23 protein-coding genes and 2 pseudogenes are annotated in these 22,661 nt (G+C 68.4%); 15 read left to right on the top strand and 10 right to left on the bottom strand.

What is annotated here, in order from left to right:
• Positions 1-99: 99 nt before the first annotated feature.
• Positions 100-600 (bottom strand): hypothetical protein, encoded by a 501-nt coding sequence (locus NBW77_RS14215; protein WP_175324738.1) that lies wholly within the window; start codon positions 598-600, stop codon positions 100-102.
• A gap of 385 nt (positions 601-985) precedes the next feature.
• Between NBW77_RS14215 and NBW77_RS14210 the strand changes: the two genes are divergently transcribed.
• On the top strand, positions 986-1,138 hold the full coding sequence (locus NBW77_RS14210) for a hypothetical protein (protein WP_165486175.1): 153 nt from the start codon (positions 986-988) through the stop codon (positions 1,136-1,138).
• 162 nt (positions 1,139-1,300) lie between these two features.
• Positions 1,301-2,463: pseudogene (locus tag NBW77_RS14205) on the top strand (ISKra4 family transposase); the annotation flags it as partial.
• 57 nt (positions 2,464-2,520) lie between these two features.
• Here the strand turns inward: NBW77_RS14205 and NBW77_RS14200 are convergent.
• From NBW77_RS14200 to NBW77_RS14170, 7 genes and pseudogenes are all read right to left on the bottom strand, one after another.
• Positions 2,521-3,522: an IS3 family transposase gene (locus tag NBW77_RS14200; protein ID WP_131747308.1), complete on the bottom strand. Its 1,002-nt coding sequence runs from the start codon at positions 3,520-3,522 to the stop codon at positions 2,521-2,523.
• Between the two features lie 20 nt (positions 3,523-3,542).
• On the bottom strand, positions 3,543-3,953 hold the full coding sequence (locus NBW77_RS14195) for a transposase (protein ID WP_250279865.1): 411 nt from the start codon (positions 3,951-3,953) through the stop codon (positions 3,543-3,545).
• A 408-nt stretch (positions 3,954-4,361) separates the two neighbouring features.
• A complete protein-coding gene (locus NBW77_RS14190; protein WP_250279863.1) occupies positions 4,362-4,619 on the bottom strand; it encodes a transposase in 258 nt (85 codons plus the stop codon).
• Complete coding sequence (locus NBW77_RS14185) at positions 4,603-5,586, bottom strand: SDR family NAD(P)-dependent oxidoreductase (RefSeq protein WP_131747311.1); 984 nt, start codon at positions 5,584-5,586, stop codon at positions 4,603-4,605. Before NBW77_RS14185 ends, NBW77_RS14190 begins: the two co-directional genes overlap by 17 nt.
• Positions 5,587-5,607: 21 nt before the next feature.
• Complete coding sequence (locus tag NBW77_RS14180; protein ID WP_165486176.1) at positions 5,608-6,051, bottom strand: putative quinol monooxygenase; 444 nt, start codon at positions 6,049-6,051, stop codon at positions 5,608-5,610.
• Positions 6,052-6,235: 184 nt separating this feature from the next.
• Positions 6,236-6,784, bottom strand: a pseudogene (locus NBW77_RS14175) (ThuA domain-containing protein); the annotation flags it as partial.
• Positions 6,785-6,880: 96 nt separating this feature from the next.
• On the bottom strand, positions 6,881-7,981 hold the full coding sequence (locus NBW77_RS14170) for a phosphotransferase (protein WP_131747314.1): 1,101 nt from the start codon (positions 7,979-7,981) through the stop codon (positions 6,881-6,883).
• Between the two features lie 256 nt (positions 7,982-8,237).
• On the opposite strand from NBW77_RS14170, the gene NBW77_RS14165 reads away from it, so the two are divergent.
• Positions 8,238-9,215: a TIGR03621 family F420-dependent LLM class oxidoreductase gene (locus NBW77_RS14165; RefSeq protein WP_242605910.1), complete on the top strand. Its 978-nt coding sequence runs from the start codon at positions 8,238-8,240 to the stop codon at positions 9,213-9,215.
• 58 nt (positions 9,216-9,273) lie between these two features.
• On the opposite strand, the gene NBW77_RS14160 is transcribed toward NBW77_RS14165, so the two are convergent.
• Positions 9,274-10,203: a TIGR03621 family F420-dependent LLM class oxidoreductase gene (locus NBW77_RS14160; protein WP_131747316.1), complete on the bottom strand. Its 930-nt coding sequence runs from the start codon at positions 10,201-10,203 to the stop codon at positions 9,274-9,276.
• Between the two features lie 312 nt (positions 10,204-10,515).
• On the opposite strand from NBW77_RS14160, the gene NBW77_RS14155 reads away from it, so the two are divergent.
• From NBW77_RS14155 to NBW77_RS14135, 5 genes are all read left to right on the top strand, one after another.
• Positions 10,516-10,962 carry a thiamine pyrophosphate-dependent enzyme gene (locus NBW77_RS14155; RefSeq protein WP_250279862.1) on the top strand — a complete coding sequence of 149 codons (447 nt, stop codon included), beginning with the start codon at positions 10,516-10,518 and terminating at the stop codon, positions 10,960-10,962.
• Complete coding sequence (locus NBW77_RS14150) at positions 10,947-12,443, top strand: AMP-binding protein (RefSeq protein ID WP_165486177.1); 1,497 nt, start codon at positions 10,947-10,949, stop codon at positions 12,441-12,443. Before NBW77_RS14155 ends, NBW77_RS14150 begins: the two co-directional genes overlap by 16 nt.
• 118 nt (positions 12,444-12,561) lie before the next feature.
• Complete coding sequence (locus tag NBW77_RS14145; RefSeq protein ID WP_207387101.1) at positions 12,562-12,723, top strand: hypothetical protein; 162 nt, start codon at positions 12,562-12,564, stop codon at positions 12,721-12,723.
• A gap of 13 nt (positions 12,724-12,736) precedes the next feature.
• Positions 12,737-14,761 carry an HAD-IA family hydrolase gene (locus NBW77_RS14140; RefSeq protein WP_165486179.1) on the top strand — a complete coding sequence of 675 codons (2,025 nt, stop codon included), beginning with the start codon at positions 12,737-12,739 and terminating at the stop codon, positions 14,759-14,761.
• Between the two features lie 7 nt (positions 14,762-14,768).
• Entirely contained in the window at positions 14,769-14,984 is a 216-nt protein-coding gene (locus tag NBW77_RS14135; protein WP_165486180.1) for a hypothetical protein, read from the top strand.
• Positions 14,985-15,008: 24 nt separating this feature from the next.
• On the opposite strand, the gene NBW77_RS14130 is transcribed toward NBW77_RS14135, so the two are convergent.
• Complete coding sequence (locus NBW77_RS14130) at positions 15,009-15,665, bottom strand: TetR/AcrR family transcriptional regulator (RefSeq protein WP_284346932.1); 657 nt, start codon at positions 15,663-15,665, stop codon at positions 15,009-15,011.
• 353 nt (positions 15,666-16,018) lie between these two features.
• Between NBW77_RS14130 and NBW77_RS14125 the strand changes: the two genes are divergently transcribed.
• From NBW77_RS14125 to NBW77_RS14095, 7 genes are all read left to right on the top strand, one after another.
• Positions 16,019-16,276: a hypothetical protein gene (locus NBW77_RS14125; RefSeq protein ID WP_131747318.1), complete on the top strand. Its 258-nt coding sequence runs from the start codon at positions 16,019-16,021 to the stop codon at positions 16,274-16,276.
• Positions 16,277-16,410: 134 nt separating this feature from the next.
• Complete coding sequence (locus tag NBW77_RS14120) at positions 16,411-17,574, top strand: sugar ABC transporter substrate-binding protein (protein WP_250279861.1); 1,164 nt, start codon at positions 16,411-16,413, stop codon at positions 17,572-17,574.
• A complete protein-coding gene (locus NBW77_RS14115) occupies positions 17,556-19,130 on the top strand; it encodes a sugar ABC transporter ATP-binding protein (RefSeq protein ID WP_242605912.1) in 1,575 nt (524 codons plus the stop codon). The genes NBW77_RS14120 and NBW77_RS14115 overlap by 19 nt, the downstream gene beginning before the upstream one ends.
• Positions 19,127-20,200, top strand: a complete 1,074-nt coding sequence (locus NBW77_RS14110; protein WP_131747319.1) for an ABC transporter permease — start codon at positions 19,127-19,129, stop codon at positions 20,198-20,200. The genes NBW77_RS14115 and NBW77_RS14110 overlap by 4 nt, the downstream gene beginning before the upstream one ends.
• Positions 20,201-20,269: 69 nt before the next feature.
• On the top strand, positions 20,270-20,710 hold the full coding sequence (locus tag NBW77_RS14105; RefSeq protein ID WP_131747320.1) for a nuclear transport factor 2 family protein: 441 nt from the start codon (positions 20,270-20,272) through the stop codon (positions 20,708-20,710).
• 135 nt (positions 20,711-20,845) lie between these two features.
• On the top strand, positions 20,846-21,730 hold the full coding sequence (locus tag NBW77_RS14100) for a nuclear transport factor 2 family protein (RefSeq protein ID WP_131747321.1): 885 nt from the start codon (positions 20,846-20,848) through the stop codon (positions 21,728-21,730).
• Between the two features lie 68 nt (positions 21,731-21,798).
• A complete protein-coding gene (locus NBW77_RS14095; RefSeq protein ID WP_131747322.1) occupies positions 21,799-22,626 on the top strand; it encodes an SDR family NAD(P)-dependent oxidoreductase in 828 nt (275 codons plus the stop codon).
• Positions 22,627-22,661 lie beyond the last annotated feature (35 nt).

The raw sequence follows: 22,661 nt of genomic DNA, 5'->3' as shown, positions 1-22,661 counted from the left end.
GGATCCGCCGGGGCAGTCTTGCGGCAGTCTTGCGGCGGTCTTGCGCCCGCGGGGCCGATTGGCCGGCGCAGCGGCGTCGGAGATCTGCCGGACAGAACGTCACGCGAGAAATGCATCCGACGGATGGTCGTGTCGCTCTGATCGGCGTGGTTGGCCTGCCGGATCCGCCGTCGGCCGCGCCCGCGCCCGCGCCCGGCTGGTCAGGACAGCGGTGCCCGCCACGACAACCAGCAGCCCTTCGACAACGAGACTGACAACGCCGAGTGGCTCGCCCCAGTTCCCCCTGTCGTCTGTGTAGTCCGGCAGGCCGGGTCCACGGGACAGGATGTAGCCCACGAGCGGGGCGACGCCGGTGCTGGCGGCCAGCAGCCAGGCGGTCGGCCTCGGCCGGGTCACCAGGAGGACCGCGGCGGTCAGGCCGACCACTTCCAGCAGGACATAACCGGCCTGGACATATGCCGGCTCCTTGGCGAAGGAAAACCAGCTCTGATCCTGAAGGTGGACCACCGTGACGACGACACACAATGCGGAGCCAAAACCGGCGGCCCGCAGCATCCCGCCCGATACCGGCCGGTCTGCCGCAGAAGGACGCAAGGACATGGACAGACTCCCAGGAGGTCTCGGAGTAGCCGTGATCCGTCCGCGGACCTTCGGAGTGCTCGGACAGCTGTCATCACCGTGGCAGCGGGACACGACGGTCCCGGGTATTCGACCATTCCCCGGCCCCAGCGGTTTCGGATGACGGACGACGGACGGTAATGTACGGCAGCCGGCGGACAACAGACAACGACAAACCAGGTATGTGACCGCATGTCGGGGATACGAGGCTCTTCGCACCTGACCGGCTGGCGGATACAGCCATGTACATGAAGTGGCATGGTTTTGTCCTGAACAATAGTGGACGGCGTGTCGGTGTGCCCGGACGGAGGGCGTGCCCGCCCGCTGGAATGATCTCTCACGACCGAGATCAAGAATCAGCGGGCGAGTGGCGGGCACACGTGTCACAGGCACGGAAATAGCCGCGCTCGCGGGGCTGGACGGCGCCGTGGTCGAGGTGGTGGAGAGGGAGGCCGACGGCTCGTGGGCGGTGCATGTGACGACCGCTGGAGGGTTCCCGCTTTGGGTGCAGTTCCGCTGAAGTGAGATCGTTGGGTTAGTGATCTTCGGATGCTGTGGCAGGGTTGATCAATAGGAGGGCTCCTTCTCGCTACGTTCCGTGGTGCCTAAGCCATGGACGCGCGACAAGAAGGAGCCCGGAGTGCCAGAGTACGGGGAGCGGTCGGAGGACGCGCATGCGAGGCTGTTCGCGGCCGCGCGGGAGCTGTATTGCTCGCTTGAGGCGAGCCTGCTGAGCACGGCCACGGCGGCCTCGACTGCCGACGCACTCGAGGACTTGATCCGCGAGCGTGGCCGGGAGGTGCAGCGGGCGCTGTTGCAGGGCTGTCTGGAGGCGTTCGCCGAGCGGGAGCAGCGGGCCGGGCGGGCGCCGGTCGGCGCGGACGGCGCGGACGGCGCCCGCGTACCCGGGCCGAGAAGGGCCACCGCCGCGGGCTGATCTCTTTGTTCGGGCCGGTCACGGTCACCCGTATCGCCTACCGGGCGGCGGCGAAGGAGACGCCGAACCTGCATCTGGTGGACCGGGAGCTGAACCTGGCGGACGGGGCCCACTCGCACACGCTGCGCCGCGAGATCGCCTACGAGGCGACCCGCGGCTCGTTCGACGAGGCGGTCTGTGCCGTCGAGCGCTCCACCGGGCAGAAAGTCGGCAAGCGCCAAGCCGTCGAGCTGGCCCGTTCCGCGGCCGTGGATGTCGAGGCGTTCTACGCCCAGGCGAGGCTCGAGATGACCGGCGCCGGCCGGATCCTCGTCTTGCAGTTCGACGGAAAGGGCATCGTGATGCGCCCCGAGGGGCTGCGCCCGGCGACCGCGAAGGCCGCCGGAGCGAGGAAGAACCGGCTGTCCACGCGGCTGTCGCCCGGGGAGAAGAGTAACCGCAAACGAATGGCGGAGATCGCTGTCGTGCACGACGCCACGGTCGCGCCGCGCACCGTCGACGACGTCCTACCGCTGCGCCGACGGGTAGGGGCCCAGGCCGCCGGCCGCGGGCCGACACGGGCACCCGGGCCGAAAGCGACCGGGAAGTGGCTGACCGCCTCCGTCGTCGACGACATCGCCACCGTCATCGCCCAGGGCTTCGACGAGGCCGAACGACGCGACCGGCACCACCAGCGGACCTGGGTCGTGCTCGTCGACGGCAACAACACCCAGATCGAGGCGATCCGCGCCGAGGCCGCCCGCCGCAAGGTCACCGTCCACCTCCTCCTCGACTTCGTCCACGTCACCGAGTACATCTGGACCGCCGCCTGGTCGTTCTTCGAGCCCGGCGACCCGGACGCCGAGCGGTGGGTCCGCACCCAGCTGCGCCAGATCCTGCGAGGCAAAGCGCCCGCGGTCGCCGCCGGGACGGAGCCTGTCAAGCAGTTTGAGACATCATGATGTTCAAGTTGTGGGTGGAACCTCCTAGCTCTCGATCTTGGAAGGGGGCTGATTGATCCACACCCGAACCGGTAGTTCAGGCGCCCGCGGCGGGCCGCCGCGGAATCGTTCCGGATGCTCGCCGTAAGCTCTGTCCAGGACGGTCTGACGGTTGTCCCGGACGTACTTCCAGGTCCCGTCGTGGACCGAACCGGGCGTGTAAAGGCCAATTCCGGAATGGCGGTGCTCGGTATTATAATAAGCGAAGAACGTCGCGGCGAAGTCACGCGCGTCGTAGATACTGGTGAAGTCGTCCGGGAACGCCGGGCAGTACTTCAGGGTTTTAAAAGCCGCCTCCGAATACGGGTTGTCGTTCGACACCTTCGGTCGTGACCGCGACCGCTCGATATTCAGGTCAGCCAGCAGCGCCGCGACGTTCTTGCTGGTCATCGAGGTACCATTGTCGGAGTGGGCCGTCCCTGGCATTACACCGTGGTTGGCGGCGAAACAGTTCTCGATGAACGCCTTGGCGAGCTCGCCGGTCTCCGTCGTATGGACCTCCCAGTGGACCACCTTGCGGGAATAGATGTCGAGCATCACGTACGCGTCGAAATACACGCCCCGGGTCGGGCCCTTCAATTTCGTGATATCCCAGCTCCAAACCTGGTCCGGGCCGTCGGCGACCAGCTCCGGGCGCACCCGCGCCGGGTGGCTGGCCTGCGCCCGCCGCTCCCGGACCTGCCCATCCGAACGCAGCACCCGGTAGAACGTCGAGACACTACCCAGGTAACAGCCCTCGTCGAGCAGGACCGCCCACACCTGCGCCGGCGACTTATCCACGAACCGCTCGCCGTCCAACACGGCCAAGATCTCCGCCCGCTCCGCCGCGCCCAGCGCGTTCGGCTGGTTCTGCACCGCCCGCGCCGGCCGAGGACCATGCATCCTCGGCGCACGCGCCCGGTACACGCTCGCCCGAGCCAGACCCAACAACTCGCACGCCGTCTTCGTCGAGGTCAGCGTTTCCAACTCGACCAGAGCCACGCTCATCACAGCATCCGCTTCCGCCCTCAATCCGCTCTCTCGGAAAGACCTTCCAAGAGATCGTGTACTTTTCCCACCACCTCCAACACCGCCTTGGTTCTCGCCAGCTCCGCGGCCAGCCTCGCGTTCTCCGCCTTCAAACGCCGGTTCTCCGCCGACTCCGGCGACGCCTTAACCGGCCTGGGCGCGGCCGTCGCACCCAGCGCACCCCGCTCCCGCGCCCGGCGCCATTTACCGATGTGCGTGTCGTACAGCCCCTCCCGGCGCAGCAACGCCCCCCGCGCCCCTGGTTCGGTCAACGCGTCGTACTCCCCGACGATCCTCAACTTGTACGCGTCGGTGAACGTCCGCCGCGTCGCCTGGCCTTCCCTCGGTCCGGACTCCTCCTTCCCTTTCCCGCCCGGTCTTTCTGGACTACCCGACGACACGTCGTTCATGGTCAACGTCACAGGATCCTGATCCGCATCTCGCCCTACTCGCCACACCCGACGGACTGATCGTTCTGTCTCAAACCAGCTTGGCAGAGAGGGGGCCTCCGCCTCCGCGGCCTCCGCCTCCGCGTACACCGCCTCCAGCTCCGCGCGCACCGCCTCCAGCTCGGAAGGCGGGGCGGACTCGGACGGCGGATCATGAACAAACCAGGATCATCACCATCACGGGACCTGTGATCAACTACCCTGCCCGGCGTGTCGCCCCAACACATCCACACAGCTCGACGCATGATCCACGCCATCCGTGAATGGATACCGCAGATCGGCTCGACCCCGAACTCGTGTTTGTCGATGTATTCGACGATTACCGGTGCGGGCGGTCGAGCTCCGCCGCGAAGAAAGCCGACGCCGATTTCAGGATGGCGTTCGTCCGGCGTAGTTCCCGGTTTTCCCGTTCCAGCCGGCCAGCCGGGTGGCCGTGTCGGAGCTCGTGTCCGGCCGGGTGCCCGCGTCGACCTCCGCCTGGGCGACCCACCCCCGCAGTGTGTCGGCGTTGATGCCGAGCTGCTGACCGATCCGCCGGCACGCGCCCTTCCCGCTGCTGTCCGGCTCGGCCTTCGCGTCGAGCACCAGCCGGACTGCGCGTTCCCGCAGCTCAGCGGGGTACTTCATCGGCACCGTCATCGTCGTTCGTTCCTTCTGGCTTGACGGTCTCCATCAAACCCGGCGCGAGACATCCGGGGCGCTCTACCTGGTGAGTGACGGGAGCGTTCCGAGCCGGACGTGCCTCACTGCTGGCTACGACCGCGGGAAGTGTGGCTATCGGCGGCAGGATGCACGGATGGCCGACCCATAGCTGGATGCTGTCGCCCGTCCGCCCCTCCGGGCCTTCGGCGAGTAGGTCGAGCAGGACGGCGGCGACGTCCCCGGCTGCCATCAGCCCGGGCGCTGGCGGGCGGTCGCCGAGGAACCTCCGGTACATCGGGGTGTCTGTCGCTCCCATGCCGAATGAGTTCACGCGGACCCCCTGCGGGCGCAACGCCCGTGCCCAGGCGTGAGTCAGGCCGTTGAGAGCCCACTTCGATGCGTCGTAGAGGTCGAATGCCGGGCCGCCGCCGGGCGGCCGGGGGGTACTGGCCCATGGGCAGGCCGGAGCGTCGGCGTGGTCCAGCGCCTCGGGCCAGCCGCAGGTATGGATGTGGTCGGTGGTCACGTTGACGATGTCACCGCCCTGGCGCACGAGGTAGGGGATCGCGGCCCGGCCGACGAGGTACGCGCCGCGGAGATTGGTACCGAGGGTGCGGTCGCAGTCGTCAACGGCCTTGTCCCAGGAGCCGCTGACTGGGTTGGTCGGCAGGCACACGGCGGCGTTGTTCACGACAATATCGATACCGCCGAGTCGCTCGGCTGCGCCGTCGACGAAACGGCGGACGTCGTCGGGCGAGGACACGTCGGCGACGGTCGCCCAGAAGGAGCCGCGGCAGCCCGCCAGGTGGGAGGCCAGGTCCTCGACGGATGCGTCGGAGTCGCACACGGCAACGTGGGCGCCTGCCCGGGCCAGGGCCCGCGCGTAGGCCAGTCCGAGTCCTTGGGCGGCCCCGGTCACGATGGCCTTGCGTCCTTCAATCGATGCCGTCATCGCCTCGCCCTTCGCACTGGCTCACTGTGCCGGACCGCCGCCCCGGCTGGCGGCGTCTGAAGTTCGCAGCGGGAGCCACCAGTCCTGGACCTGCGCTGCCAGGCGCTCCGAGAGCGCACGTTCGAGTTCGGTGGCGTCCGGCTGCGGGGGCGGCATGTCGGTGGGCGTCAGCGGTGATGCCCCGCCGATCGGGTCTACCCACTCGAGGCGGATCGCTTCCAGCACGTCGCGCAGAGCTGGCCTGGCTTCCTCATGGTGCGGACTGGTCTCGTGGGCGAGGAATCCTGCGAACCTGTCGAAAGATTCGAGCGTGTAGTACGTCCCCGGCTCCTCGCCCCGCCAGTACTCGTAGCGGCGGACGTCATGCTCGCGGCTGTGGGTCGCGGCGTAAAGCTCGCTTGCGATCTGTTCGAAGCGCTCCTCGGCCCCTGGACGTACCCGGATGTGGACCAACAGCGTTGCCATACGACTGTCCCCTTCCGAACTGCCTGCGGCTCGGCGCCGTGCATCGGCCACGTCACGTCCCCGGCGGCCACATGAGAGCGTTCCTACCAGCATCGGCGCGCTGTCGGGGCCGATCCCGCATTGCGGCGAGGTGTGACTGCGGAACCTCTACGGGGACGCCGCGGGGGCGGCCACTGAGGGTCGCTCACAACGGCTCCTTCCGGAGGCCCCAGACGACCCCCCGCTCGAGCAGCAGGCGGAAGACGTCGAGGTCCCACGACCCGCGGTCGACAGTGGGCCACCAGGCCACCAGGCCACCAGGCCACCAGGCCACCGCCGGACGCATGTCGTAATGGCCCCGGCGGTGTCCCAGGGTCAGGTAGAGGACGGTGCCGCTGCCAATGCGGCGCAGGTACAGCACCGGGTGGTCCCGCTCCTCCGGCCACGACGACTCCGCGAAGCCGTGTGCGTCGCCGACGAATCGGGTGTGCAGCAGCACCTCCAGTTCGCCGTGGTACTCCGACAGGTACAGCTCGTCGGTTGTCTCGAATGGCGCGACGCCGGCGACCAGCGGGTGATCGGGGGCAGTGACCTCCACCTTGTAGGACGCGATCGGCGGATGGGCGATGAACTGACTGCCCAGGGTCTCGGCCAGCACGGGAATGACCCTCGGGCTCACGACTCCGTCGGGGGTCAGGTCGAGGGCGGCGTTGGTGCCGTGCAAGGCCAGCCATCGCCCGCCGCGCCGGACCCACCCGCGGAGGGCTTCCTACTCTGCCCGGGTGGGGCGGCATCCGCGCTGGCTCATCGGGCTCACTCCCCTCCGGATGGGCGCTTACCCGCCCGCCGGTCAGCTGGGCGCCAGGGCGTCCCGGGATGAGGCCGCGCGGGCGGCGTCGACGGCAGCAGAGAAGTGCCGGTGAGCCATCGTGCGCACGAGCTCGACGCCACGCTCGTTGCCGAGGTCAGTTCCCGCGCCGACGAGCACAGCCGTCGCCGTGCCGGCGACGCGGTGGGCAAGCTGGTATGCCGCCCACAGCCGGTCGAGCGGGTAGTCCTGGACCCCGCCTTCGACCAGCTCGCGGTGATAGCGCTCAACGAGGGCCTCTTCGTGGGCGGCGCGCATCTCGGCCGTGAGGCTGCCGCCGAGCAGATAGGCCAGGTCGTATGCTCCTGGCCCGCGGCCGATCGACTGCCAGTCGAGCACAACGAGGCCGGTTCCGTCGAGTTGGAACATCAGGTTCTCGCAGCGGTAGTCGATGTGCAGGATGGTCCAGGGCTCATCCGCCAGTTGCTGCATGAACGGCCAGTAGTGGTCGCGAACCTCCTCGCCGAGTGCCTCGCCGCCGTCGGGCAGATCCGTCCCGAAGCGCTGCACGAACACGGGCCACAGCTGCGGCCACAGGTCTGCCATCATCTTCATCCGCGGGTGCACGATGCTCGGGATCCAGTCGAGCTCCGGCGTCGACACCTTCCCCCACCAGGAGGCGTGGAGGTCAGCAAGGGCAGTCACGGCCTGCTCCGCCTGCACCAGGCTCAGGCCGTCGAGCTGATCGACCATCCCCAGGGCGCTCAGGTCCTCCATGACGACGACGAAGTCGGCGCCGTCGCGGGCCTTGCGGGCGTGGAAGCATCGGGGCACTCGCGTCCTGGTCTGGGCCGCCAGTTCCCGGTAGAAGCGCACCTCGGATTCGTAGAGGTTGCGTTCGTGCGCGATGGTCCGGTTCTCCTCGGCCGAGGCGGCCAGCTTCACCACTACCGACGCTAACTGGTCCGGTAAGGGCTGGTCGTACGTGAGCGTAACCCGCCACTCGTCCGCCATAAGTCCGACGCCGACACCGATCCGCTCCGTGCGGACGTCGACCACATGAGCTGGCGTGGTGCCGAGCGCGGCCGTGAGCCACGCCGGGGTGATGTCGGCGATGCACGTCGGGATGGCTATCTCAGTCATGTCCGGCCCTCCTTCGGGTCGTCTGCCGTGGCTGGATCCGCGGCGTTGGGCTCCTGGCGGCGAGCACGCGCTTGTCGGCGTAGCGCCCGGCACCGAAGTGTTCTGCACTCAGGCCCGGCCAGCAGCCAGTTCGCCTCTGCGTGCGCAACGGGCCGCCCGCGTCCCGAGAAACATATTAGTCAATCGATTAGTAATTGACCATACCCACTTGTCGTGGGAGGATGCCGCCACACTCAGGGACCGATGCGGGGGCCATGTGAGTCAAGTAAAACCGTTCAGGTTCGGCCTGCAGGCGTACCAGGCGACGTCCGCTGAGCAGTGGCGCACCCTCGCCCGCGAGGCCGAGCAGCTCGGCTATTCCGCTTTCCACCTCGCCGATCACTACTTCGGGCCGGGCCCCCTGGAGGCGGAGACCCGCCACCCGGTCCAGGATCTCGCTGCCATCCCCGCCATGGCCGTTGCCGCCGCGGCGACCGATACCATCCGGATCGGCTGCCGGGTGCTCTGCATCGACTATCACCTGCCTGCGGTGCTGGCCAAGGAGCTGGCCACCCTCGAGTTCCTGTCCGGCGGGCGCTTGGAGATCGGGCTCGGCGCGGGCTGGATCGAGGCGGAGTACCGAGCCATGGGCATCCGCTGGGACCGGCCCGGCGTCCGCCTGCAGCGCCTTGAGGAGGTCATGGACCTGCTCGAGGCCCACTTCAGCGGCGAGCAGATCGCCGTGGAGGGTACGCACGTGCAGGTGAGTGGCTACCAGGGCGTGCCGGCCCCGGTGCAGACACCGCGCCCGCCCTTCATGGTCGGCGGGGGTGGCGAGCGCATCCTGCGGCTGGCGGGAAGACGGGCCGACATCGTCAGCCTGAACTTCGACAACCGCTCAGGCCGCATCGGCTCGGACGGCGTCGGAAGCTCGACGGCGGACGCCACCGACCGCAAGATCTGCTGGGTCCGGGAGGGTGCCGGTGACCGGTTCGAGCGTCTGGAACTTGAGATCGCCGCGTATTTCACCATGGTCGGGGTCGACCCCCCGAAGGCGCAGGCGCACCTGTCGGGCGCGCTCGGTCTGCCCCCCGAGACGCTAGCCGACCACCCGCACGTCCTCGCGGGGTCGGTGGACGAGATATGCGAGCGGCTCGTGGCCCGGCGGGAACGCTACGGCATCAGCTATGTCACCGTCGGCGCACGGGCGCTCGAAGACTTCGCGCCGGTCGTCGCCCGCCTCGCCGGGACCTGACGGCACGGCCGGGTCCCGGCGTCCCAGACATCGGCGGAGGGCCGCGCCGTTCACCGCGCTAGGTCCCGGCAAGTTGGGCCACCACCGGAGCCACGGCCTCGGTGGCGTCCTGTTGGAAGGCGATGTAACTGATGCCCCACCGGTCGCGCAGCTCGTGCATGTTGTCGGCGATGAGCTCCAGTGGCCCGATCTGAAAATACGGAGCGCTGAGGACCACCTCTGTTGGCAGCCCCAGGGCCGGGGCCAGCTTCTCGGCCACGGCCTGCCGATCGTCGGTCACCATGGTGACGAACACCTGTAGCTGCAGCTCGATGTCGTCCATACGGCCGTCGGCCGCCTCCTTGATCCAGCCGATGCGTTCGTCGACAGCGTCCGCGGCGGCGGTGGCCATGGAGCGGGGATTGACGGCCCGAGCGACGATCTTCGGGTTGACGCCGACGATGTCCGCCTCGCGGGCGGCCAGGGAGAGGATCTCCTTGCCGCCACCGCCGATCAGCAGCGGAACGGAAGATGTCGGCTTCGGGTACCCGGTGAGCTCGGAGATCCGGTAGTGCTCGCCGTCGAAGGAGAACGGCTCGCCTGTCCAGATCCCGCGACAGATCTTCACCGTCTCCGCCAGCCGGGCAATCCGGGTCCGGGCATCGGCCTGTTCGATTCCTGCGGCGCGGTAGTCGCTGTTCAGCCAGCCGGCCCCGATGCCGAGCACGAAGCGCCCGTCGGACAGGAGGTCGATGGTGGCCGCTTCCTTGGCCAGGACCACCGGGTTGCGGAAGTCGTTGCCGGCGACGAGCGTCCCTACCTTCAGCGTGTCGGTCGCGGCCGCGGCCGCCATGCACGCTGGCAGCGGCGCAAGCTGGCTGCCGAAATGATCGTCGATTTGGAGCGAGTCGTAGCCGAGGTGCTCGGCCCGTCGTGCGATCTCCGACCACTCCCTGGCCGACGTGGCCTTGGTGGCCTTGGCCCCGAACCGGAAGCGGCGGTTAGCCATGGATGGTCTCCTCTGGGATGGCGGCTGGCGCAGCAGCGGGCGGCAGCGGCCCCAAACTCACCGACGGGCATGCCCGGTCTTTGCATCCGTGCCAGGCGCCTGCCAGATGCGGCCGAGGCGCGTGGCGCCGCCCCCGAGTGATGCACCGACGACCGACCTGCGACAGCCGTAACCTAACCGGCGAGGACGGGCAGAGTCAACGCATATTAATCGATTAATAGATTATGGACGCGGGGCGGTCGGCGTGCTTGAATGCTGAGCACGCTGTCAGTCCGTGGCGGTCTTACCGGCTGCCGGGTCTGAGGGAGGGACGTGCCCGACACCGACGAAGCGCGCGTGCCCGAACCCGCCGTGCTCCGCAGCATGTTCGAGATCGTGACCGCGATATCCCGCACGGACGAGGAGTTTCGCAAGCTGCTTCTGAGCGGCCGGGCACGCAGTACCTACTACTCGCCCAAGGGCCAGGAGTGCATCTCGGCGGGGGTGGGCGCGCTGCTTCGCCGCGACGACTACATCGTCACCACATACCGGGGTATGCATGACCACCTCGCCAAGGGCGTGCCCATGCGGGAGCTGTTCGCAGAGTTCCTCGGGCGGGCCACCGGGACCTGCAAGAGCAAGGGCGGACCGATGCACGTGACCACCCACCCGGCTGAGGACGAAGGCCGGGCAGGCAGGCCGGACCCGGAGGTGCCGGTGAAGGCGCATCTAGGGGCACTGCCCGGCCGGATCGACCCGCCATCATGGTCGCAGGGATAGCCGACCGCGCTGCAGCGGATCCGACCGGCTGGGCGCTAACGGATGGCACTGAGAACCTGACCTGGGCCGAACTCAACGACTGGCTGAACCGCGCCGTCCACGCGCTGCTCGGCGCGGACCTCGGCCCGGACCGGCGGGTCGCGATCCTTGCGCAGAACAGCGTGTGGACGGCGATCGCGCACCTGGCCGTGATCTACGCTGGCGCGTCGGCGGTGCCGGTGAACTGGCAGCTCCACCCGGCTGAGGCTGGTCACATCCTGCGCGACAGCGCGGCCAGGCTGGTCCTCGCCAGCCCGGAGTCCGCGGCCGTGGCCAGGCAGGCCGGTGCCCCCGCAGCGGTAGTAGTCGACTCGCTTGCTGAGTTCGCCGCCGCCGCCCCGCGGCACGAGCCGTCTGCCGACCTGCCGCCACGGCGGGCGCTCATGTACACCTCCGGTACCTCCGGAGTGCCCAAAGCGGCTGAGCAGCCTCTTGCGATGTTTGCCGGCGGCGCGACCGTTGCCGAGCACGTGGCGAACATCGCCGCCAGCGCGGTCGCTCAGCTCGGGCCGCACCTGGTCGCGGGGCCATTGCACCACACCGGGCCGCTGCACGGGCTGCGCTGCCTGGCGGGGGGCACGCCGATGGTTGTGCTGCCGCGGTTTGACGCGGCTGCGGCGCTGGGGGCCATCGACCGGTACCGGATCGCGAGTTCGACCATGGTGCCGACGCATTTCTCCCGGCTACTGGCGCTGCCCGCCGACCTGCGCATCCGACACGATGTCAGCAGCATGCGCCAGATCGCGCACACCGGAGCGCCATGTCCTGCCGATGTCAAGCGCGCGATGATCGAGTGGATGGGCCCGGTTGTCGTGGAAGCCTACGGCTCTACCGAGATCGGTACCGTCACGGCGATCGATTCGACGGACTGGCTCGCGCATCCAGGTTCGGTCGGCCGGGCGGTGCCGCCGTTCGAGGTCAGTATCCGAGACAAATACGGACAGGAGCTTTCGATTGGTGCCGAGGGCCTGGTGTGCGTGCGCAACGGGCGCGACGGCGGTCCGTGGTACCTGCATGACCCGGACAAGACGGCGGCCAGCTTCGTCGGCGACGGGTACTTCGTCATGGGCGAGATCGGTCTTCTCGACGCGGACGGGTACCTCTACCTGACCGACCGGGCGTCTGACCTCGTGGTGTCTGGCGGGGTCAACGTCTACCCGGCTGAGGCCGAGGCAGTGCTGGCGGCGCACCTGGGCGTGCAGGACGTGGCCGTCATCGGCGTGCCCGTTCCCGATCTTGGCGAGGCGTTGCTGGCGCTCGTGGTGCCCAGGGATCCCGCGCTCGCGGGCGAGGACCTCCTCGCCTGGTGCCGGGACCGGCTGACTCATTACAAGTGCCCACGTGCGGTGAGGTTCGTGCCCGACCTGCCGCGCACCGCGATGGGCAAACTCAACAAACGCGACCTCCGTGCTCGCTACGGTGCTGCGGAAGCGGCACCGTAGCGAGCACGGAAACATGTCGCGGTCAGCGCGCCGCCCGAGCCGCGACCGCCGAGGCGCAGCCTCGCCTAGTAAACAATCGCTCGATCAATTAGTATTGGGGAGCCCACAGAGGGGAGTCGTGATCTTGATCGCTGGCACCGTCGAGCTGCTGCATCCGCAGGACCGAGACGATTGCGTCCCACGAGTCGTGCTCATCCAGTGGGTTCTGTCCTGCTTCCGTATCTACCACGCCGGCGCGGATGCGGCAGCCCGCAGCGCGCTCGGACTCCCGCCGCCTTGATCGAGGACCTGTCGTGACGGAGCTCGCTGGCCTTCCCATCCGCGTCGGGCGCAGCTTCGACGCCGTGGTGGTCGACTTCGGCGGGGTGCTGGTCACCCCTGTGGTACACACGATCGCCGCGGTGGCGGCCCGGCACGGCGTCGAGCCGGCCGTGCTCCGTGATGTCATCCTCGGGCCGAGCGAGGTGTCCTCCGGTCACCCGTGGCACCGGGCCGAGCGGGGCGAGATCGCCTGCGCCGACCTTCCTGCCATGCTCGCGCCGATCGCCGCTGCCGCCGGGATCGCCGTCGAGGACGACGAGCTCGACATCATCCTGGACGCGCACGTCACCGCCGTTGACGCCGTCGTCAGCCGGATCGGGGCTCTGCGCGCCGCCGATTACCGGACGGCGCTGCTCACCAACAGCTTCAAGGAGTTGCGGGCGCGCCTGGAGGCGATGGTCGACTTTGGGCTCTTCGACGTTGTCGTGGACTCCTCCGAGGTCGGCCTGCGCAAGCCGGACGCCGCCATCTACGAGCTCGTCGCCGAGCGCCTCGGGGCGTCGCCCGACCGGATCCTCTACCTCGACCATCTAGCTCACAACCTTCGGCCAGCGGCCGCCGCCGGCTGGAGCGTGGTCCACGTCGCGGATGCCGACACCGCCATCCGCCAGCTGGACCGGCTTGTGGAGTCTCCGCCGGCTAAGGCCCTCGCGGAAGCCGAGCAGAAGGTGGCGGCGCTGTCGGGCCCGTACCAGCGTCTCCTCGACGAGGACACCCATGAGGTGCCCGCCGTCCTCCGCCTGCAGCACAACTCCTGCCTCGGCACAGAGGACATCCCCGTCCGGCGCTACACCTCGCGGGCCTATCACGAACTTGAGAAAGAGCGGCTGTGGTCCAGGGTGTGGCAGTTCGCCTGCCGGGAGGAGCACCTCCCCGAGCCCGGCGACGTCGTCGTGTACGATATCGCCGGCCGCTCGTACCTGCTGGTCCGTCAGGCGGACGGCACCATCCGGGGCTACGTCAACGCGTGCCTGCACCGTGGTAGGCGACTGAGGGATTACGACGGCCACTGCGACGGCCTTTTCCGCTGTCCCTTCCACGGCTTCGCCTGGCGACTCGACGGGGACCTCGCCGACGTGCCAGCCGGCTGGGACTTCCCCCAGCTGCGGGACCGTGACCTCACCCTCCCGCAGGTCCGGGTGGATAGCTGGGCGGGATTCGTGTTCCTCAACCCCGACCCCGGCGCCGGACCGCTGGAGGAGTTCCTCGGCGGGATCATCGCTCACTTCGCTGACTGGGACCTGGGCTCGGCCTACGTCGAGGTGCACGTGGCCAAGGTCATCCAGGCCAACTGGAAGGTCGCCCAGGAAGCATTCTGCGAGGCCTACCACGTCGCGGGCACCCATCCGCAGATCCTCCCCTGGCAGGGCGACCTGCTCACACAGGTCGACGTCTGGGACAACTTCGCCCGGGCCATCACCCCCGGCGGCGTTACCAGCCCTCATCTCACCTGGGTCCCGAGCGAGGAGGAGATGCTGCGCTCGATGCTCGACCTCCGCGACGGGGAGGCCAGCCCGATCACGCTGCGGCCAGGTGAGCGCATGCGGGCGGTCGCCGCCGAGCTGGCCCGGACGCGGTGGCGACCGCTCGCCGGTGACCAGGTCGACCGCATGTCGGACGCCGAGATGATGGACAGCATTGACTACACGGTGTTCCCCAACTTCCATCCCTGGGGGGCTTTCAACCGCATCGTCTACCGCTTCCGGCCCAACGGCGACGACCACCGCAGCAGCGTCATGGAGGTGCTGCTGCTATCACCCTTCCGCGGACAGCGTCCGCATCCCTCGCCCGTGCGCTGGCTCGCCGCGGACGAGCCATGGAGCGCTGAGCCGAGGCTTTCGTCGCTCGGTAAGGTGTTCGACCAGGACACGTTCAACATGGCTAACGTCCAGCTCGGGCTGGAGACCACGCTTCGGTCTGGCGTGCTGCTGAGTGAATATCAGGAGTCCAAGGTCCGCTGGTTGCACCGCAAGCTGACCGAGTGGATTGGGGAGTGAGGAGCAGGTGAGCGAAGGCCTCCACCACCCGTTCACGGGCGCTCTCTATGAGCCCGACGGCGACCTGGTGCGGGTAACCACCAAGGACGGCCGGGTCGGCCACTTCAGCGTCGACGGCCGCTGGGTCGGCGGAGAACTCCGCGATGCGGACCCTCAGCTGTGCGTCTGGATCGGCGGACCCCGGTACACCAGCAACCGGGCGCAATCCCCGCCTGCGTCCTGACGCCGCCGGGCCGAGGTGGCGCGCTCACCCGGCCCGGCGACGCGCCGTCCGGCGCGGATGGCGCACGAGGTCCCCGGCGAAAAGGGCCTCGATCCCGTCGATGGCTCGCCGGTGGTATTGCGGATCCGCCATCTGCGCGGAGACGTCGGTCAGGCCCACGAAGATGGTGCGTATCACCGCCTCGATGACCTCGCGGCGTTCCGGGTCGATCTCGCCGAACTCGATTCCGGCGTCGACCATCGGCGCTATGAGGTTGGCGCCCTCCCCTGGGCTGTGCGGGATGGCCGACCGCAGTTCCTCATGGCGCATGCGGTCGACGCGCACCGTACCGAGGAACCGCGCAATAGAAGGATCCTCGCGATTCATCTGGTACACGGCCTCCATAATGGCCCGGAACTTGCCGGAGAAGGTGCTCTCCTCGTGCATCGCGCTGTTGAGGCGCTCGTTGACCAGCGCCGCCAGCTCCCAGTACACGGCCAGGTACATGGCCAGCTTGGAGTCGAAGTAGTAGTAGAGCGCGCCCGTGGTGATGCCCGCCCGCAGGGCCACGTCCTTGTTGGTCGTCCTCCCGTAGCCGTTTATGGCGAACATCTCCGCGGCCGTCGCGATGATCCGCTGGCGGGTCTCAGCTGCGTTGGATGCCGGCGGCCGTCCCAGTCTCGGCGCCTTGGACCTTGGCAAGCTTCAAGCCTCTTCCTGTCGGTCGCCGAGCCCGGCTGACGATAGTACGATTCTGCCGGACTTCGACCACGCCCAGCCGGGACGACGAACAAGCGCGACCCGGACCCGCCTTGTCCGGCTGACAAGCGGCGCGTTGGCGGCGGGACAGCCCCTGGCCCGGCAGTCGGCGCCTTCAGCCCATCGCAATGTAACCAGTCAGTATGTTACCAGCAGTCGCGGCCAGTCAAGGACAGACTTCCGAGCCGGACGGGCCGGGCCGGACGGGGCGCTTCGATCACGAGTTTAAATTGACTGGTTGATTACTTGTGTAGCCTGCGTCACACTGAGCCTGATTGCCGAGGACGGAGGCGCACATGGCAGCGCTCGGGTGCAGGGTCGCCTGGCAGACCGGCGCGATGCGAGACATCGCTCGCGCTTTGCCGCGCGAGGGCGGCCAGCTCGCGATCGATGGCCGCGACGACGGAAGGGCCAGAGGCTCGCTCAACGAGTTCGATGGCGGGCCGACGGTCAAGGTCATCGCAGGCGAGGCTGTGGGCGGCGCGGACAGCGCAGCCGCCGGCGGGACGTACCACTTCGGCTTCCCGGTAGCTGGCGAGACCGTCCGCGACTGATCGACGACCTCGACGCACCGGTACCTCATCTTCGTTCTCGACAGTAGTCAGCGTACTAGTAACTGACTGATCAACTATGTCCTGGCCAGCCGGCTGGCGCCGTGCTGTTACCTTAGATGGGAGCCTCCATCGTCATGCTGAAAAAGTCCACGTGGCCACGGGCGATCACCGTTGGCACCCTGGCCCTCGCCGCCGCCACGTTCCTGGCGGCCTGCGGCGGTACCAAGCCGGCTTCAACGGTCAGCGGCACGACCGCCAGCGCCGGCACCAGCACGTCGAACGGGGCAACCGACTTGGCTGCACTGTCCGCGGTCGTGGCCAAGTATAAGCAGGCACCCACCACCATCCCGATCTCCACGCCGCTCAAGCAGGCTCCGGCCAAGGGCAAGACCTTCGTGTTCCTGCAGTGCGACGTCGCGCAGTGCGCACAGTTATCCAAGGCGTTTACAGCCGCGACAGCCGCGATCGGCTGGGAGCTGAAGGTGATCCCGTACAAGTCGGCAGATCCGGCGACGCTCATCTCGGGCCTGCGACAGGCGCTGCAGTACAACCCGGTCGCCGTGGGAGTGACGGGCATCCCCGGGGTCGTGTGGCAGTCGGAGGTGCCTGCCTACGAGAAGGCCGGCGTGCCTATCGTGGTCGGCCACATCGGGCCACAGGCGATCAACAACACCATCATCGCCAACATCAACGACGAACAGAGCGTGCAGGCCACCGCCGAGGCGCTGGCCGCCTACTTCATCGTCAACTCTGAGGGGAAGGGCAAGATCCTCCAGTTCCAGGTGCCGGACTTCCCGATCCTCGACGCCTTTGACAAGGCATTCCGGGCCAAGGTGCAGGCGTCGTGTCCCGGCTGCTCGGTCACGCCGCTCACGGGCACCATCAGTCAGGTGACGAGCGGCGGCTCGACGGCGGCTATCGTCTCAGCACTGCAGCGTCACCCGGAGGTCGACTGGGTGGTCACCGACAACGGGCCGTGGGTGGCCGGCCTCCCCGCAGCGCTCGAGGCGGCGCACCTGAAGGTCAAAGTCATTGGCGCGGGGGCCGACGTCGCCACCGAGACCGACATCAAGGCAGGGAAGGCGACGGCCTTCACCGGCGTAGCCCTCAACTACAGCGCGTGGGCCATGTTGGACGCCGTCCTGCGCCACCTGGAGGGCACGCCCATCTCTGCCAGCGAAGGCTTGCTGCCTATCCAGTTGCTCACGAAGGACGAGAACTTCGCCGTGTCCGAGTCCTACGACGAGCCCGCGGACTACGCAGCACAGATGGAGAAGCTTTGGCACGTGGGAGCCTGAGCCCGACGCTGGCCGAGGGCGGGGCGAGGGAGTCTCGCCCCGGCCTTCGGGTTCGCGGCCTCACCAAGTCCTTCTCGGGGACGGTCGCCCTGTCGGACTTCGATCTGGACATCGAGCCCGGTGAGGTGCACGCCCTCGTGGGCGAGAACGGCTCGGGCAAGTCGACGGTCATCAAGATCCTCGCCGGTTACCATCGCCCTGACCCCGGCGGCGAGGTCGAGATCGACGGGTTGCCACTGCCCTTCGGGTCCGCCCAGGCCGCTCACGAGATGGGCGCTCGCTTCGTGCATCAGGACCTCGGGCTCGTCCTGCAACTGTCCGTGGTCGACAATCTGTACCTGGGCAGCGGGTTCGCCTGCAGGTTCGGGACGATCAGGGAGGCGGACACGCGGCGGCAGGCGACGGCGCTGCTTCGCCGCGTCGGCGTCCAGGTCGACCCCCGCACACCGGTCGCCGCGCTGTCGCTCGCCCAGCGCACGGGCGTCGCCGTGGCCCGGGCGCTGGAGGGTGAGGACGACCACCAGGTCAAACTGCTCGTCCTCGACGAGCCGACGGCGACGCTTCCGGAGAACGAGGTGCACCAGCTGCTCGACATGGTGCGCCGGGTCGCGGCGCACGGCGTAGCCGTGCTCTACGTCAGCCACCGGCTGGACGAGATTTTCCAGGTCGCCGACAACGTCACCGTTCTCCGCGACGGCCACCTGGTTACAACGGTGCCCGTGTCGTCGCTTGACAGGCGGCGGCTCATCACCCTGCTGGTGGGCGATGAGCTGGGTGAGCTGCCCACCCCCGAGCCGCGCGGCACCAACGGCGTCGTCCCCTCCCTCAGCGTGCGGGACCTGCGGGGCCCACAGGTGCGGGGCGTGACCTTCGACGCCGGGCCGGGCGAGATCATCGGCTTCGCCGGGATCACCGGGTCGGGACGCGAGAGCCTGCTGGGCACGGTCTTCGGCGCACTGCCCCGCCTCGCCGGGATCGTCGAGACGAGCGGCCGCCCGCTGCCGCCATACGACCCGCGGGCCGCTATCGCCGCAGGCCTGGCCTACCTGCCGCCCGACCGCAAGGTCAGCGGGGCGATGATGGACCTGTCGGCCCGGGAGAACCTGAGCATTTCCGGCCTGCGGCAGTTCTGGCGCGGCCTGTTGCTGCGGCGCGGGGCTGAGCGAGCCGAGGCCCGCCAATGGTTTGAGCGGCTGGGCGTGCGTCCCACGGGGGCAACGGAGCAACCGCTGGCCAACTTCAGCGGAGGCAACCAGCAGAAGGTGCTGTTCGCCAAGTGGCTACGGCTCCACCCCAAGGTCTTCATGCTTGACGAGCCGACCCAGGGTGTGGACGTAGGCGCCAAGGGCGAGCTGCACCGCCAGCTCCTAGCCGCCGCCAGCGGCGGGTCCACCATCCTCATCAGCTCCTCCGACCTTGAGGAACTGGTCGCCCTTTGTCACCGAGTGCTGGTGCTGCGCACCGGTCGGGTCGTCGCCGAGCTTCACCGATCGTCCGTCACCACTGCCAACATCTCCCACGCGTGTCTCGGCGAGCAGGAGGTCGTCAGCTTATGAGCTCGCGGGTTACCGTGTCGAAGATCAACTTCGGCTTCAACAGCTTCAGCGGGCTGTACCTGCTGGCCCTGTTCGTCATCGTGTTCGGGATCTGGACGCCGCACCTGTTTCTGACGGCGGCCACGGTCCAGTCCGTCGCCTCGCAGCAGGCCGTCACGGCAATGCTCGCGATCGCCGTCCTCATCCCGCTCACGGCAGGTGCCTACGACCTCTCGGTCGGAGCCACGATCAACCTCTCCACCATTGTCTGCGTGTGGCTGCAGACCGTCCAAGGGTGGAGCATGTGGCCGGCCATCGCCGTTACCATCGCTACCAGTGTGGTGATCGGCGTCATCAACGGCTTCGTCATCGTCCGCCTCCGGGTCAACTCCTTCATCGCCACGCTCGGCATGGGAAGCATCATCACCGCCGTGCAGGACATCGTGTCCGGGCAGAGCCAGCCCATTCCGCCGACGACGACGTCGTGGACGAACCTCACCCAGCTCAGCGTGGCAGGGTTCCAGATCATCGTCCTGTACCTGCTCATCCTGGCCCTGATCGTGTGGTGGGCGCTGGACCACACTCCCGCCGGCCGGTACCTCTACGCCAGCGGCGGCAACCCGGAGGCGGCGCGCCTGGCCGGCGTGAACGTGGGGCGCTATACGTGGTACTCCATGATTGCCTCGGCCACGGTGTGCGGCATCGCCGGCGTGTTCTATGGGTCGCTGACAGGCCCATCGCTCACCTTCGGCGTCGGCCTGCTCCTGCCCGCCTTCGCCGCGGTCTTCCTCGGCTCGACCCAGATCAAGCCGGGCCGCTTCAACCTGTGGGGCACGATCCTGGCCATCTACGTATTGGCGGTCGGCGTGAAGGGCCTGCAGCTCATCACCGGGGTGCAATGGCTCGCCGAAATGTTCAACGGGGTTGCCCTGGTCGGCGCTGTCTCCTTCGCCATGTACCGCCAGCGGCTGGCCCAGAGCCGTGCCCTGGGGCGCACCGACGATCCTCTGCCCGAGATCGCAGAGCCCACGCCGATCCGCACCGAGGACGTCGTCGGGCTTGTACCGTCCCGGACTGGTGACGGTGGATGACGACCATCCATTGGCCGGCGACTGATAGTAGGGGCTGGCGACCTCCCGGTCGTGAGGAAGGGGAGCAGCATGGATGCCGCGAACCGCATCGCGATCGCTGACCTCGTCGCCCGCTACTCCGATGCCGTTAACGCGAACGACGCCGCCGCCTGGGCGGAAACGTGGGCGCAGGAGTGCACGTGGCAGCTCGGTCCGGACCGCCTGCTGCGTGGCCGCGACGAGGTGGTGGCGTTCTGGCGGGCGGCCATGGCGAGCTTCGAGTCGGTGCTGCAGATGGTGGGCCACGGCCACGCCCGCGAGGAGGGCGACGGCGCTGTGGGTTCATGGACGGTGTTCGAGGTGGGCCGCCGTGACGGGGCCAACGGCTTGGTGATCGGCTGCTATCAGGACCGTTACACCCGGCAGGAGGGTGCCTGGCTGTTCGCCGAGCGTCGCTTCACCGCCACCTACCAGGGCGGGCTGCCAGACGGGAGCTTCACCGCGCTCCCGTCGCTGCCGGGAAATCGCTGAGGAGGCGCGGGTGGCTATTCGACGTCTCAGACCGCTGGAGGTAGCCCCGATGGGGTTTGCAACGCTGGACCAGTTCGCACCTGTTGGCGTATCGCTCCTGCCTGCTGGACAGGCCCGTGACGTCGAGACGGGCACATGAGCGGCGCAACGGCGCCGATCCCCGGCGAAGAGGCGGACCCTGGGTGGGAGCGGGCCGAGATCCTGAGTCTGGCGATCCGCTTCGCCGATTTGTGGGCGGTCGATCCGCACCAGATGGCCGACGAGACCTACGCCCCGTCGATCCACATGGAGTCGATGGCGAGGACCACCGTGGTCGACGGTATCGACATGCTCCACCGGCTCGAGGACCGGCTCGCCACGATGATTCCCGAACACCGCCACGAGCTCGTCCGCGTCCTCGTGGATCCGCCGGAGGCGTTCCTGGAGACAACCGTGGTGGGCCCGACGACCGGCGAGTACGCCCAGGCAGCCCTGTGGTGGCGGGTCGGCAAGCCGGCCGCCGGACAGGCAGTCCGTCAGGTCGTCGACGAGGTCGGGTGGTTCGACTGGGCACACCGCCGCGCCGACTCGACGGTCAGCCGGGGAACCGTTCCACCCGACGACCGCCGATGGCGTGGCGGCACAGACTGGTATCACCGTCTGGTCAGTGAGGCGGCAGCCGCATTCAGCGCTGACCCCGCCGCGGCCGCCAGCCGCTACCTTTCCGCTGACCCAGTCGCCACTCACGTCGGTCATACCGAGATCAGCGGGCGCGGGCCAGTCCTGGACGTCGTCGAGCGGTTCTCCGCCGTCCTGTCCCGATGCCGGATCGAGGTGAGCCGGGTCATCGGGGACGGGGCTGTCGTCGCGGTGCTGTTCACTCTCGGCAATGCCACGGCACAGACCAGGGGGACGCTGGTTGCCACGCTCGACGCCGACGGCGCCGCCCACAGCGTCCGTCTCTACCTGGACTGGGACCGTGTTGCTGCGGACTGCCAGGCGCTGGTCCTGCCGCGCAGCGATCCGGCGGCCGATCACTGAGCGCGATTCGTTGACAAGCGTCCAGGCGAGCCAGCCCGTACCCGCCGCGAATATGGGAGGACAACACGATGGAGCAGCTCAGCGGAGGAGTCGCTGTCGTAACCGGTGCGGCCAGCGGCATCGGCCGAGCCGTCGCTGCGGCGTTCGCGCGGGAGGGCATGCGCGTCGTGCTGGCAGACATCGAGGCCGCCGCCCTCGATGACGCTGTAACCGAACTGCGCGGTGACGGGCATGATGTCCTGGGCGTCGTCACCGATGTCTCATCCGCCGAGTCCATCTCCCGCCTTCGCGACCAGGCTGTCGATCACTACGGCACTGTCGATGTCCTGCACAACAATGCAGGCGTCGTCGCCGCCGGACTGATCGAGGACATCCCGCTCGCGACGTGGCGGTGGGTGGTCGATGTGGACCTCTGGAGTGTCATCTATGGCATCCGCGCCTTCGTGCCGCTCATGAAGCGCCAGGGGCGTGGACATGTGATCAACACCGCCTCGACCGCCGGACTCCAGGCCAACCCCGGCATCGCCCCGTACAACGTCGCCAAGTTCGGCGTAGTCGCGATCACCGAGACCCTGTGCGTCGAATGTGAGGGGACGGGTGTGAACGCGAGCGTGCTCTGCCCCGGCGCTGTCAACACCAATATCGTCCGCGCCGAGCGGAACCGGCCCGTGAACGTCCCCGAATCAACCGGCGCTGTCGCGGAGCGGTTCGCGGCCAGCTCCACCCGCCTCCTCGGCGAGCAAGGCCTTGCCCCGACCGCGGTCGCGGCCATGGTCGTCGACGCCGTGCGGTCCGAGCGGTTCTGGATCATCACCCATCCCGGCTGGATCGATGTCGCCCGCGACCGGGCTGCGGCGATGGCTGACGGCAGCCTGGCTCGCCGGTTCGCCGGGTAGTGCCGTTTCACGGCGTTGCATTTCGTGCCATGGCG

It is taken from the genome of Frankia sp. Cppng1_Ct_nod, assembly GCF_920656135.1.
Classification (GTDB): domain Bacteria; phylum Actinomycetota; class Actinomycetes; order Frankiales; family Frankiaceae; genus Protofrankia; species Protofrankia meridionalis.
This window is presented reverse-complemented; position numbering and strand designations above follow the sequence as displayed.

Bases quoted from the DNA above. Each gene is read 5' to 3' on its own strand.
- NBW77_RS14215 (WP_175324738.1), bottom strand. From the start codon at position 600: ATGTCCTTGCGTCCTTCTGCGGCAGACCGGCCGGTATCGGGCGGGATG.
- NBW77_RS14200 (WP_131747308.1), bottom strand. From the start codon at position 3,522: ATGAGCGTGGCTCTGGTCGAGTTGGAAACGCTGACCTCGACGAAGACG.
- NBW77_RS14195 (WP_250279865.1), bottom strand. From the start codon at position 3,953: ATGAACGACGTGTCGTCGGGTAGTCCAGAAAGACCGGGCGGGAAAGGG.
- NBW77_RS14190 (WP_250279863.1), bottom strand. From the start codon at position 4,619: ATGAAGTACCCCGCTGAGCTGCGGGAACGCGCAGTCCGGCTGGTGCTC.
- NBW77_RS14185 (WP_131747311.1), bottom strand. From the start codon at position 5,586: ATGACGGCATCGATTGAAGGACGCAAGGCCATCGTGACCGGGGCCGCC.
- NBW77_RS14180 (WP_165486176.1), bottom strand. From the start codon at position 6,051: ATGGCAACGCTGTTGGTCCACATCCGGGTACGTCCAGGGGCCGAGGAG.
- NBW77_RS14170 (WP_131747314.1), bottom strand. From the start codon at position 7,981: ATGACTGAGATAGCCATCCCGACGTGCATCGCCGACATCACCCCGGCG.
- NBW77_RS14160 (WP_131747316.1), bottom strand. From the start codon at position 10,203: ATGGCTAACCGCCGCTTCCGGTTCGGGGCCAAGGCCACCAAGGCCACG.
- NBW77_RS14150 (WP_165486177.1), top strand. From the start codon at position 10,947: ATGGTCGCAGGGATAGCCGACCGCGCTGCAGCGGATCCGACCGGCTGG.
- NBW77_RS14125 (WP_131747318.1), top strand. From the start codon at position 16,019: ATGGCAGCGCTCGGGTGCAGGGTCGCCTGGCAGACCGGCGCGATGCGA.
- NBW77_RS14120 (WP_250279861.1), top strand. From the start codon at position 16,411: ATGCTGAAAAAGTCCACGTGGCCACGGGCGATCACCGTTGGCACCCTG.
- NBW77_RS14110 (WP_131747319.1), top strand. From the start codon at position 19,127: ATGAGCTCGCGGGTTACCGTGTCGAAGATCAACTTCGGCTTCAACAGC.
- NBW77_RS14105 (WP_131747320.1), top strand. From the start codon at position 20,270: ATGGATGCCGCGAACCGCATCGCGATCGCTGACCTCGTCGCCCGCTAC.
- NBW77_RS14100 (WP_131747321.1), top strand. From the start codon at position 20,846: ATGAGCGGCGCAACGGCGCCGATCCCCGGCGAAGAGGCGGACCCTGGG.
- NBW77_RS14095 (WP_131747322.1), top strand. From the start codon at position 21,799: ATGGAGCAGCTCAGCGGAGGAGTCGCTGTCGTAACCGGTGCGGCCAGC.